Annotated in this window: 8 protein-coding genes; 4 read left to right on the forward strand and 4 right to left on the reverse strand. The window is 71.1% G+C overall.

Annotated features, from left to right (window positions below; translation table 11 throughout):
• Positions 1-5 precede the first annotated feature (5 nt).
• Together MTE01_RS10285 and MTE01_RS10290 are read right to left on the reverse strand one after the other, a co-directional pair.
• Positions 6-3,296: an ATP-dependent helicase gene (locus tag MTE01_RS10285; RefSeq protein WP_141377442.1), complete on the reverse strand. Its 3,291-nt coding sequence runs from the start codon at positions 3,294-3,296 to the stop codon at positions 6-8.
• The gene (locus tag MTE01_RS10290; RefSeq protein ID WP_141377338.1) at positions 3,290-6,436 is read right to left on the reverse strand and encodes an ATP-dependent helicase; all 3,147 of its coding nucleotides are present in this window, start codon (positions 6,434-6,436) and stop codon (positions 3,290-3,292) included. The genes MTE01_RS10285 and MTE01_RS10290 overlap by 7 nt, the downstream gene beginning before the upstream one ends.
• 189 nt (positions 6,437-6,625) lie before the next feature.
• Here MTE01_RS10290 and MTE01_RS10295 point away from each other — a divergent pair, with 189 nt between their 5' ends.
• Both MTE01_RS10295 and MTE01_RS10300 read left to right on the forward strand, forming a co-directional pair.
• Positions 6,626-6,850 carry a DUF3107 domain-containing protein gene (locus tag MTE01_RS10295; RefSeq protein ID WP_103210882.1) on the forward strand — a complete coding sequence of 75 codons (225 nt, stop codon included), beginning with the start codon at positions 6,626-6,628 and terminating at the stop codon, positions 6,848-6,850.
• Between the two features lie 12 nt (positions 6,851-6,862).
• Positions 6,863-7,150 (forward strand): hypothetical protein, encoded by a 288-nt coding sequence (locus tag MTE01_RS10300; protein WP_103210883.1) that lies wholly within the window; start codon positions 6,863-6,865, stop codon positions 7,148-7,150.
• Between the two features lie 109 nt (positions 7,151-7,259).
• Here the strand turns inward: MTE01_RS10300 and MTE01_RS10305 are convergent, their stop codons facing one another.
• Positions 7,260-7,976, reverse strand: a complete 717-nt coding sequence (locus tag MTE01_RS10305) for a ferritin-like fold-containing protein (protein WP_116240006.1) — start codon at positions 7,974-7,976, stop codon at positions 7,260-7,262.
• Between the two features lie 150 nt (positions 7,977-8,126).
• Between MTE01_RS10305 and MTE01_RS10310 the strand changes: the two genes are divergently transcribed.
• Positions 8,127-9,581: a DEAD/DEAH box helicase gene (locus MTE01_RS10310; protein WP_141377340.1), complete on the forward strand. Its 1,455-nt coding sequence runs from the start codon at positions 8,127-8,129 to the stop codon at positions 9,579-9,581.
• Positions 9,582-10,007: 426 nt separating this feature from the next.
• On the opposite strand, the gene MTE01_RS10315 is transcribed toward MTE01_RS10310, so the two are convergent.
• Entirely contained in the window at positions 10,008-10,868 is an 861-nt protein-coding gene (locus tag MTE01_RS10315) for a PHP domain-containing protein (RefSeq protein ID WP_246078216.1), read from the reverse strand.
• A gap of 87 nt (positions 10,869-10,955) precedes the next feature.
• On the opposite strand from MTE01_RS10315, the gene MTE01_RS10320 reads away from it, so the two are divergent.
• Complete coding sequence (locus MTE01_RS10320; RefSeq protein ID WP_103210887.1) at positions 10,956-11,987, forward strand: endonuclease/exonuclease/phosphatase family protein; 1,032 nt, start codon at positions 10,956-10,958, stop codon at positions 11,985-11,987.
• Positions 11,988-12,159: the final 172 nt, after the last annotated feature.

Consider the following 12,159-nt stretch of genomic DNA (forward strand, 5'->3'; position numbering starts at 1 on the left):
AGCCGTCAGCTCCGCAGCACCAATTCGTCGCCGACGTAGAAGAGGGCGACGTCGATCTGGTCGAGGTCGATGCCGTGCTTCGCGTGATACGCCTCGCGATAGAGCTCGAGCTGCAGCATGCGTGAGCGACGCTCGGGCTCGCTGGTGGGCGGGCGACCCGTCTTCCAGTCGACGATCTCGTACCTCTCGCCGCGGCGGTACACGGCATCCAGCTTGCAGATGACGACGTGCGCACGACCGTCGAGGCGCGTCGTGACGAAATCGATCTCGGTCTCGACCTCGAGGGGTTGCAGCCCCGCCCATTCCGAGCGTTCGAAGCACTCCCGCAGCCGCTGCAGTTCGGCCGCGTCGGATGCGGAAGCTCCCGCCTCGTCGTCGTCCCATAGGCCGTCGTCGTCGAGCCCGACACCCGCGCCGACCAGCCCGGAGCGCTGCTCGACCCACGCGTGGAAGAGCGTTCCGAGGCGGGTCTGCCGGTACGGCCGCTCTGGCAGAGGCCGATGGAGGTCTTCGACCGCGCGGCCGTAGTCGGCGACGAAGTCTTTGAACCGCGACGCCGGGATCCGTGTCGGGGCGGGCGTGTGCACGGGCCGAAGCCGGTCCGAGCGCTCCGCGAGCAGGAGCTCGAGATCGTCGTCGGCATGGGCTGGAGTACCCGCGCGCGCAGCGGTGACGGCGCTGACGGCTGCTGAGATCGCGGTGCGTCTCGCCCCGAGCGGGTCGAGCGGCCAGTGCAGCAGGCGCCGCTCACCGTCGTACGGGTCCTCCCCCGCCTCGTCGACGGTCAGCTCGATGCCGAGCGCCTCGGCGGCCTCGTCCAGGAACACACTGGGCCGACGAGGGCGCTTCGTGCCCGACCAGCTCGACCCCGAGAGCATGAGATGGTCCCGCGCCCGCGTGAACGCCACGTAGGCGAGACGCCGGTCCTCATCGAGCTGCCGAGCCCGGTTGTCGACGACGAACGCATCGATCGCCGCCTTGAGATCCTGCTGCGTCTCGGCCCCACGCCACCCGAGCACCGGGAGCCACGCGGAATCGCCTCGGAACTCCGCGGGGAGGATGCCGAAACCCAACCACCCCTTCGTGTCACGCGGCAGCGACGGCAGCTCGTCGGTCACGAGTCGCACGACGGCCACGGCATCCCACTCCAAGCCCTTCGAGCCGTGGATGGTGAGCAGTTGCACGACGTCGTCTTCCGGCGGCTCGGTGCGCGGGGCGAACTCGTCGGCCCGTTCGGCATGATCGAGCCACGCCAACAGACTGGTGACGGAGCCCGATTCGTCGGCCGCCAGGAACCCGCGGATCTCGTCGACGAAAGCACGCAACTGCGCCGAAGCGATGCGGGCGGGACCGCGGGCTTCGTTCGCGGCGAGTTCGATGTCGAGACGCAGCTCGGCCTCGATCAGTCGGATGAGCTCCGGGATCGGAGCCCCGACACTCCGGCGGAGCGCGGCGAAGACCGCCCCGGCTTCGCGGAGACGAGCGCGCCCCTCGGGGGTGATGTCGGTGAGCCACCCGTGTCCGTCGGTCTGGCGGGTGACGAAATCGAGAGCGTCGACCAGTGACGCGCGATCGGCGCCCGGTGTCGAGCGCAGGCGGTCCACGACCTCGGGGGCCAGCGGCCGCAGGCCGACGTCGTGAGTGGCCAATCGCCGCGCGAGCTGCGCGAGGGCGCGCAGATCGGCGAGCCCCACGGCCCACCGCGGGCCGGACAACAGCCGGATCAGCGCCGACCCCGCCTCGGGGTCGCTGAGAACCCGCAGCACCGACACCACGTCGACGACTTCGGGGGTCGTCAGCAGACCGCCGAGCCCGAGGATGCGATGCGGGATGCCTCGCCGTCCGAGGGCATCGCCGAAACGCACCATGTGCTTCTTGCTGCGGAAGAGCACGGCGCCGGTCGTCGCGCGTCCCTCTGCGGCGCGGGCCGCGCGGACGCCGACGAACCATGACGCGATGCGGTCGGCCTCGGCATCGAGGTCGTTCTCGAAGGCGATCTCGACGACGCCGTCCGGAGCCCCGGGACGCGCGCGCAGCTCTTCGACGGCCACGGCCGCACGACGAGCGAGGGGCGCCAGCACGGCATTGGCTGCGTCGAGCACCCGGGCGCTGTTGCGCCAGCTGGTGAGAAGCGCGAAGCGCCGGCATCCGCCGTCGCCGGCGAAGGCCGCGGGGAAGCCGCCCAGGTTTCCCGCGCTGGCGCCGCGCCACGCGTAGATCGCCTGGTGCGGGTCGCCGACGGCCATGACACCGGTACCCCCGAAGAGCGTGGCCAACAGGTCGGTCTGGACGACCGAGGTGTCCTGGTACTCGTCGAGCAGCACGACGCGGTAGCGCCCCCGAAGTTCTTCGACGACCGCGGGATGCTCCTGCGCGATGCGCAGGGCACCGGCCACCTGATCCGCGAAGTCCATCACGCCCAGGCGCGCTTTCTCACGGTCGTAGTCGGCGGCGAGGCGAGCGAGCAGGGAGAGCGCCGACACGCGCGACGCGGCCTCAGCGACCTCTTTGTAGACGGTGACGCGCGCCGAGGTCGACGGACGATCGACGATGCGGCCGAACTCGTCGGGGAACGCCGCCAGCTCGTCGAGATCGACGAGGTTGTCGACCCCGTCGCGCGCGATGCGCAGGGCCGCATCGATGATCGTACGAGGCGACTCCTGCCGTTCCTCGAGTCGCGGGTCGTCGGAGGCGAACACCACGCGGCGCATGAGCAGCCAGGCCGCCGATTCAGAGAGCACGGCGGCCTCGGAGTCGCGACCGATGCGCAGACCGTGCTCGCGCACGATCGCATCGGCGAAGCTGTTGTACGTCGACACGGTGGGCCGATGCAGCAGCTGGTCGCCGTCATCGAGATCGTCGTCGACGCTGCCGACCTCGGCGGCGAGGGCGTCGAGAACCTCGCGGCGCGCGGCGTCTGCGCGCGCTCCCTCGAGCTGCGCCAGCTCGGCGAACACCGCAAGGCGCCCGGCTTCGTGCAGAGCCGGGAGAGCGCTCACCAACCCGCGCGTCTCGAACTCCGACAGGCGCTGCAGTCGGCGCTGGATCCGCTCGGCCAGCTCACCCGCGGCTTTGCGCGTGAACGTGAGCCCGAGCACCTCGTCGCGTCGGACCAGTCCGTTCGCGACGAGCCAGACGACGCGACCCGCCATGGTCTCGGTCTTGCCGCTGCCCGCGCCGGCGACGACGAGGGCAGGCGCCAGGGGCGCCTCGATCACGGCGGTCTGCTCGACCGTGGGCGGAAACTGCCCGAGAGCGGCGGCGATCGTCGCCGCCGACAGGACCGCGCTCACGATGCGCTCACCGCCGACACCGTGTGGATGCGGCACAGTCCGTACGAGAACTCGTCGCGGCAATGCACCTCGTACGGCGCCGCGAAGCTCGTGCCGCGCATCACCTCGACCGCCCGCTGCACGCGCTCGACGAACTGCCCGCGCTGCGCGTCGTCGAAAGGCTTCTGCGTCGGTTCGGCGTAGTCCTTCTTCGCCGCCGTGGGCCGGAGCACGAGGAGCTTCGCGCCGCCCGACGGCATCCCCGCGACCTGCTCGATGGCCCCCGACGAGAATGCGAGCTGGTACGCGGCGAGCTGCGGGTTGTCGGCGACCTTGGCATCCGTCTGCGGTTCGCTCTTGCCCGTCTTGAGGTCGACGATCACGACCTCGCCCGAGGGCGTCACCTCGACGCGGTCGATGTCGCCGCTCAGCACGGCGCCGTGCTCGCCGGCATCCGGGATCGGGATCGGCACCTCGAAGTGTCGCTCGGCACCGATCAAGCGTCCCCCCGCGTCGTCGAAACGACGGAGATACGAGGCCAGCCGGCGGACGAGTTCGCGCGCTCGCGTACGTTCGGCCCGCTCGCGCCAGACGGCGTCGAACGCCAGCTCACCCCAGCGTTCGTCGACGACGGCCCACAGATCGTCTTCGGACGACGATGCCGACGTCTCGAGCGCCGCGTGGATGATCGTGCCGATGCCCGCCGTCGTCCCGCCTCTGTCGCCGCCGAGGTCGGCGATGACCCAGTCCAGTTCGCACTCTTCGAGCGCATGCAGACGCGACGGCGAGACGCGGACGTCTTCGCGCGAGAGATCCCGCAGCGGCGCCGACGAGGTGGGAGCCGCTACGCCGTACCACTGCTCGGGAGCGGCTCCCGCGACGCCCGCCGCCGCGAGAAGAGCGAGCTGCCCCGCCGCGTGCGCACGCTCGGCAGGGCTGACGCGTGGGATCGTGAGCGAGCGGCGATGCCGCGCCACGAGACCGCGGAGCGACAGAGGATGTTCGGGGATGGATGCCGCCGGCTCGGGCGTCGGGAGCATCTCGAACAGCACACTGGGACCGGTGTCGTCGTCGTCGACCGCGGTGACCACCAGCAGCGCGCCGGCCCGGCTGAGGGCGCGGACGAACAGCCGCAGCTCGTCGTGCATCGCCGCACGGCGGCGATCGAGCATGCCCGCGGCGGGAAGATCGGGGTTCTGCATCGCGTCTGCGAGCCGCCAGGTCTCGAGCAGCCCGCCGCGCAGGCGGGTGTTGGGCCAGACGCCGTCCTGCACCCCGGCGATGACGACGGTGTCGAACGCCGTGCCGGCCGCGGCCGCGGGGGTCAGCACCCGGACGGTGTCGACCACCGCGGGCTGCTCGATGCGGTCTTCGGCGACATCGCTGTCGAGCACGGCGCGCAGGAAGACCGAGGCCTCACCGTCGGGCTCGCGCTCGGTGAACCGCTTCGCTGCGTGGAACAGTGCGACGACCGCGTCGAGGTCGCGATCGGCCTGCTCGGCGATCGGGCCGTGTCCGCGCACCGCCTCGCGCCAGGGTCGCGATAACCCGCTGCGCTCCCACGCGGTCCAGAGCAGTTCGTGCGGGGTGGCGTGCGCCCGCGTCTGCGCGCGGAGTGCGGCGAGGGTCTCGCCCAGCCGAGCGGCGCGGCGGGCCTCACGGGTGTCGACGGCCTCGAGTTCGAGCGGGAAGCGCACCCCCGACACGAGGAGTTCTGTCGCCGTGCGGGTACCGCCGGCGCCGACCTCCTCGTGCCGGAGCGCGGTGCGCAGGCGTCGCAGCTCGATCGGGTCGAGCCCGCCGAAGGTGCCGAGCAGAGCGTCGACCACCTCGTCGGCGATCCACTCCGCGGGATCCTTCATACCGAGTTCGACCAGCCCCACGAGATCGCGGACCGGGCGCTGCATGCCCAGGGCGAGGCCGGGGCCGCTCGCGCGCGCGGGCACCTCTCGCGCAGCGAGTTCGGCCTCGAGCGTGGCGACCTGCCTCGAGTCGTGCGCGATCACGGCGCACGAACCCCACGGCACGCCCTCGAGAACGTGTCGCTCGCGCAGCAGGCGCGCGATGGCGTCGGCCTCTTCCGCGGGCGACCGCAGCAGGTAGGTGCGCACCGAGCCCTGAGGCGCGGCACCCGAGGGAGCGCGGCGATGCGCGACCACCCCGGCCGCACCGATTTTCGTCACCACGCGGCGCACGAGATCGACCTGCTCCGGCGTGCCGCGATGGGGCTCACCGAGCGCGGCGGTGGTGCCGAGCTCGCGAGCGAGACGGGCGAAATTCTCGGGCGTCGCCCCTCGGAACGCCCCCGACCCCACGTCGGGATCACCGAACGCGACCACCCCGATACCGAGCGCACGACACGCGCGCAGCAGATCGATGCCGCCCGCGGTGAGCTCCTGGGCGTCGTCGACGAGGATGCAGCGCAGCGTCGCGAACCGCCCGAGAAGCCCGCGATCCACCAGGGCGTCATCGAGGACGACGACGGCCTCTCGAGCGAGGTCGGCCGCGTCGCGGTGCGTGCCGCGCATCGCGGAGCGCACGGTGCGGTACTCGTCGGCGAACGAGGCGACCGACGCCCAGACCGGCAGGTCGAACCTCTGCGCCAGCGCGATCAGGTCGTCGGAGGCGATGCCCAGGTCGGTGCACTCCGCGAGGAAGGCCCGGAGGTCGCCGCGGAAACCGCGGGTCGCGCGAACGGCGGGCCCGAGCCACGCGGGCCAGCGCGACGCACCCTCGAGCTCATCGAGGGCATCGCCCTCGAGCAGATCGCGGATGATCTGGTCTTCGTCGCCCCCGGTGAGCAGCTGCGGAGGCTCGAATCCGCGCCGCACCTCGGCGCCACGGACGATCTGGAACGCGAACGAGGCCACCGACCGCGCGAGAGCGCCCGAGGTCGCCCGCTCGACCGCGAGGGCGAGCGGATCGCGCAGAGCCGTCGCCGCGGGCCGCGTGGGAGTGAGCACCAGGACCTCGTCGGGATCGACTCCGGATGCCACCAGCTGCCGCACTCGAGCGAGCAGAGTGGTCGTCTTGCCCGACCCCGGAGCCCCCACTACCACACCGCTCGCGGTCGCGGGCCAGTCGACGACGACGCGCTGCTCGGCGTCGAGGACACCTCCCCGGGAGGGAGATGCGTCGAGGGCGACGGCATCCGGGATCTGCATGTCTCCACGCTAATCGCGACCTCCGACATCGCCGGGTGCGACGCCGCGACGGCACCCGGTCGGGTCGTCGATGCGCCACGCGTTCGCCGTCCGCGAAGCGGCCCCTCCCGCGGACTGCGGTGTCGGAAGCCTGCCCTAGAGTCGAATCACGCGCCGGGCCGACCGCGGCCCGCGGGGAAAGGACGCATCGTGGAGATCCGCATCGGAATCACCAACACCGGCCGCGAGCTGAACTTCGAGACGAACGAGAGCTCGGACGCCGTCAAGTCGGCTGTCGCCGCTGCGCTCGACAACGCCGCCAGCCATGTCTCGTTCACCGATGTGAAAGGCAACTCCTACCTCGTCCCGACCGCCAACCTCGCGTTCGTCGAACTCGGCACCGAAGAGTCGCGTCGCGTCGGCTTCGTCGCCTGACACGGCCGACCCGTGCAGATTCTGCTCGGACTCGTCATCGGCGCGGTCATCGGCCTGGTTGCGCATTTCGCGCTGCCGCACCGTCACCTCCGCGGTGTCGCGCTCGCCCCTCTGGCGGGGGCGGCCGCGGCCGCCGTCGTCTGGACCGCGCTCACCTGGGTCGGTCTCGGAGCGGACTCGCCGATCCTGTGGATAGTCGCCGTCCTCGCCCCGGCCGTCACGACCTTCGCCCTCGCGTCACTGCTCACCCGGTCACGTCTGGCGCGCGACGAAGCCGACCGGGTGCGCCTGGGCGTCTGATCGATCTCGACAGATCGTCGGATGCCGTCACCCGACGTCCGCGATCTCGCCCGCAGGTTCGCGAGCTCTCCTCGACGGGACTCGATCACCCGCGCGACCATGACGCTCGCTACGCGGCGAGCCCCATGGCATCCATGCGCCTGGAGTGAGCGCCCATCAGTTCGCTGAAGACCGGCTCGACCTTGGCCTCGTCGGCGCGATCGAGGTGGCCGTGGCGCAGTGCCGCACGCGCGACGAGCAGGGTGTCGCCGACGAGACGGCGGCCCCAGAGAGCGAGCAGCCAGCGCCACTCCTCGTCGCTCTCGATCGTGGCCCCGAGGATGTCGACGATCGCCTGACGGTCGTCGTCGGCCTGCAGGATGCGCGCCACCCGGCGACCGGTGTCGCCATAGCTCGACGAGAGCGCGAGGTAGAAGTCGTCAAGGAGTCCCGCCGTGATGTGCACGGTGAGCATCGTCTCCTGCGGGCGCACGCCGTGCGTGTTGCGGCGGAAGGCGTCGAGCGACTCGCGGAACGGCAGCATGAGCTGCGTCGGGTCGGCCCCGCGCTCGCGGATCAGGGCGACGAGCTCCTGGTGCTTGATCAATGCCGCTCCCGCCGCGCGCGAGAGCGACTCCTTCTCGGCGAGCTCGGGTGTCAGGGCGATCAGCTCGCTGAGCGTCTCGAAGAACCCGAGCTGCAGGTACGCGGCTTGACCGAGGAACGTCTCGACGTCGGGGGCGAGCTCGGCGAAATCGACGCGCATGGCCTCACCGAGGTCTCCGCGCGAGCGCAACTGGAGCGTACGACCCACCGGGCGCTGTCGGCGACGGAACCACTCGAACACGTACGACAGCCTAGGCGTCGGGGGCTTCGGAAACACGCCGGGTAGAGTGGACGAGTCCCGGCGATGGATCGGGACCCCGCGCCTGTGGACGAGTGAGGCGTGGATACGACTCCCCCAGGCGGTCTCTCGCCGCCGGAACAGGCACGCACCATGACGACTTTCGCCGATCTCGGCGTCGACCAGGACATCGTCGATGCCCTCGCGACGAAGGGCATCATCGACGCCTTCCCCATCCAGGAGCAGACGATCCCCCTCGGCCTCCCCGGCCAGGACATCATCGGCCAGGCCAAGACGGGTACCGGAAAGACCTTCGGCTTCGGCATCCCCGTCGTCCAGCGTCTCGGCCCCAACCCCGAGCCCGGCGTGAAGGCCCTCATCGTGGTCCCCACCCGCGAGCTCGCTGTGCAGGTCTACGAAGACATGGACATGCTGACCTCGAACCGCCCCACCAGCGTCGTCGCCATCTACGGCGGCAAGGCGTACGAGGGCCAGATCGACCAGCTCAAGGCCGGCGCGCAGATCGTCGTCGGAACCCCCGGTCGCCTCATCGACCTCGCCAATCAGCGCCTGCTCGACCTGTCGAACGCGACCGAGGTCGTGCTCGACGAGGCCGACAAGATGCTCGACCTCGGCTTCCTCGCCGACATCGAGAAGATCTTCTCGAAGGTCCCGCCGGTGCGTCACACACAGCTCTTCTCGGCGACCATGCCCGGCCCGATCGTCGCGCTGGCCCGCCGCTTCATGTCGAACCCCATCCACATGCGCGCCAACGACCCCGACGAGGGCCTCACGCAGGCGAACATCAAGCACCTCGTCTACCGCGCGCACTCGCTCGACAAGGACGAGGTCATCGCCCGCATCCTCCAGTCGGAGGGTCGCGAGAAGGCCGTCATCTTCACCCGCACCAAGCGCGCCGCCCAGAAGCTCGTCGACGAGCTCGGCGACCGCGGCTTCAACGCCGCCGCCGTCCACGGCGACATGAGCCAGGAGGCGCGAGAGCGCTCGATGGCCGCGTTCAAGGCCGGCAAGAAGGACGTGCTGATCGCCACCGACGTCGCCGCCCGCGGCATCGACGTCAACGACGTCACCCACGTGATCAACCACACGATCCCCGACGACGAGAAGACTTACCTGCACCGCGCGGGACGCACCGGCCGCGCCGGCAAGACCGGCATCGCGGTGACCTTCGTCGATTGGGACGACCTGCACAAATGGGCGCTCATCAACCGCGCCCTCGATTTCGGGCAGCCCGAACCCACCGAAACCTACTCGTCGAGCCCGCACCTCTACACCGACCTGAACATCCCCGAGGGTACGAAGGGTCGCCTGGTGACGGCTCCCAAGGCCGTCGCGCCTCGCGCTGAGAAGAAGAGCGAGGGCCAGTATGCCGAGGGCACCCGCGGTCCGCGTCGCCGCCGCCGCGGCGGATCGTCGTCGGCTGAGGGCGCTGCCCCCGCCGGTGACGCCGCCCCGCGCGAAGAGGGTGGCGCCGGCACGCACGACGGCGCCGGCAAGGAGCACCACGACGGCAATGCGGCGCCCCGTCGCCGCCGTCGTCGTCGCGGCAGCGGAAGCTCGGGAACGCCGACGGCCCCCGTCGCCTGACGCGCCTTCGGCGGAGACGGCGCCGATCCCCGCACGGGGGTCGGCGCCGTTCGCGAAGATGGCGGCATCCGGCATCACCCGGCGTCGTTCACTCGGTGCGGTCCGGCACAGCCACGTGCGCGGTGCCGCCGCGCAGTCTCCGCACCCTCGCATAAACGCGATCCACGCGCATAAACACGCGCTCCTCGCGTTTATCGGCGCCAACAGCGTTTATGCGTGGCCCACCACGCCCCGCCCGCCCGCGCCGCCCCCGGCACCTGCTCGCACCACATCCGCAGCCCGCGCCGCCCAACGCGCGCCCGCGCCGCGCAACGCGCGCCCGTCCGCGCCACACGACGCCGGCCTCGCCCCACGCGACGCCCGGGCATCCCCACGCGGCGCGCACCCATCCGCGCCCGGGCATCCCACACTCCGCGGGGCAGCCACCTACGGGAAGACCGGCGACGTCCCGCGTCCGCGGGTGAAGATGCGCTCCACCATGTCGTCGGCCGTCGTGTTCTCGCCCGGGATGTTCGGTTTTCCGAGGCCGTGATAGTCGCTCGAGCCGGTGACGATCAGGTCGCGGTCGGTGGCGAGATCGGCGAGCAGAGCCGTGGGCTCGGGGAGGTTCTCGCGGTGAGCGAGTTCGAAGCCCGCAAGGCCCGCGTCGAGCATCGCGTGCAGCACACTGTCGGGAAGCAGAGATCGTCCCGCAGGGTGGGCGATGATCGGCACGCCGCCCGCCGCCACGACGAGTTCGACCGCCGTCACGGGGTCGGGCGCGTACAGCGCCACGTAGTAGTCGCCGGAGGGGTGCAGGATGCCGGCGAAGGCCTCGGTCCGATCGGCGACGATGCCGCGCGCGACGAGGGCGTCGGCGATGTGCGGACGCCCCACGGTCGCGCCGTCGGTGGTCTGGGCCACGATGTCGTCCCAGGCGATGTCGTAGTCGTGGGAGATTCGCTCGGCCATGATCTGCGCCCGGTCGAGCCGCGAGGAGCGGATGCGGTCGGTCATCGACCGGAGATCTGTGTCGTCGGGGTCGACGAGGTAGGCCAGCAGATGGACGCTGCGCCACCGATGCCGGGCCGACAGTTCCATTCCGGGGACGAACGTCATCCCGAGAGACGTCGCGGCCTCGGCGGCCTCAGCCCAACCCGACGTGGTGTCGTGGTCGGTCAGGGCCGCGGTGTGCAGCCCGTGGCGGTGGGCTGCCGCCATGACCTGCGCGGGGGGCTCCGTACCGTCGGAGTGCGAGGAGTGCAGGTGCAGGTCGCTCGGACCCTCGAATCGCCGTTCACGCTGCACCCGTCGAGCGTATCGTCCCGCATTCGCAGAGGCGGCGCCCATGCGGCATCCGTGGATCTCTCAGACGTCTCCCCTATCGTCGGGTGCGTGCGTCGTCTGGTCGGTCTCCTGGTCGCGCTCGCCTTCGCGGCGGGTGCCGCGGTGCTCACGTGGCCTTCGGCGTTCGGCATCGAGCGCACGTTCCCCCTGGCGCAGATCATCTCGTTCCGCGCGCCGCTGGCGGCCGCCTTCGTGGCCGCGGCCCTGCTCATGCTGCTCTTCGCGCTGATCCGTCCGATCCGTGCCCTCGCCTTCGTCCTCGCGATCGTGTTCGGTCTCGCCGGCGGAGCCAACGTCTCGCTGCTCGCGCAGCGCGGCCTGGGCTCCGAGGATCTGCCCGCGAAGACGGCGTCGAGCCTGCGCATCATGACGTGGAACACCGCGGGTTCGGCCACCTCGGCCGAGTCGATCGCGCAATTCGCGGTGGGAATGCAGGCCGACGTCGTGACCCTCCCCGAGACCACGATCGAGACGGGTGCCGAGGTCGCCGAGCTCATGCGCGACATGGGCCAGCCGATGTGGGCGCATCACGCGGAGTACGGCGAGTACGGCATCACCGGGTGGGATGCCACCTCGACCACCGTGCTCATCAAGCCCGAACTGGGCGAATACTCCGTCATCCAGTCTTCGCTCGACGGCTCGAGCAACACCTCGACCGTCCCGAGCGCCGTGGCCATGCCCGTGTCGGGCGACGGCCCGATCATCGTCGCCGCCCACGCGGTCGCCCCACGCGAGGAGTACATGACGCAGTGGCGCAGCGACCTGCAGTGGCTGGCCGACCAGTGCGCGACAGACAACGTGATCCTCGCGGGCGACTTCAATGCGACCCTTGATCACATGACCGGGATGGGGGTCGACGGCGGCACGCTGGGGCGCTGCCACGACGCGGCATCCGAAAGCGGCAACGGCGGCGTAGGCACCTGGCCCACGAACGCTCCCGCGCTCCTGGGCGCGCCGATCGACCACGTCATGGCGACCCCCGACTGGACGGTCTCGGCGTCTGTCGTCATGCGCACCCTCGACGGCTCGGGCAGCGATCACCGCCCGATCGTCGTGCAGCTCGAACGCACGGGCGGCTGACCGGGCGCACCTGCAGCGCTCCCGAAGCCCGACTGGATGCCGCTTCTCCGGCCGACAGCCGACGGTCGCGTGCCGCGCTCCGGATCGTCGACCGGATGCCTGCACCCCGGCGCGCCGACAGGGACGACGCCGCGCCATTCCCCCGCGCCCGGTCCACCCACCCACCGCCTGC

Source organism: Microbacterium testaceum (genome assembly GCF_006539145.1).
Classification (GTDB): domain Bacteria; phylum Actinomycetota; class Actinomycetes; order Actinomycetales; family Microbacteriaceae; genus Microbacterium; species Microbacterium testaceum.

Excerpts from the sequence above, each read along its gene's own strand:
- MTE01_RS10310 (WP_141377340.1), top strand. The coding sequence starts at position 8,127 with ATGACGACTTTCGCCGATCTCGGCGTCGACCAGGACATCGTCGATGCC.
- MTE01_RS10290 (WP_141377338.1), bottom strand. The coding sequence starts at position 6,436 with ATGCAGATCCCGGATGCCGTCGCCCTCGACGCATCTCCCTCCCGGGGA.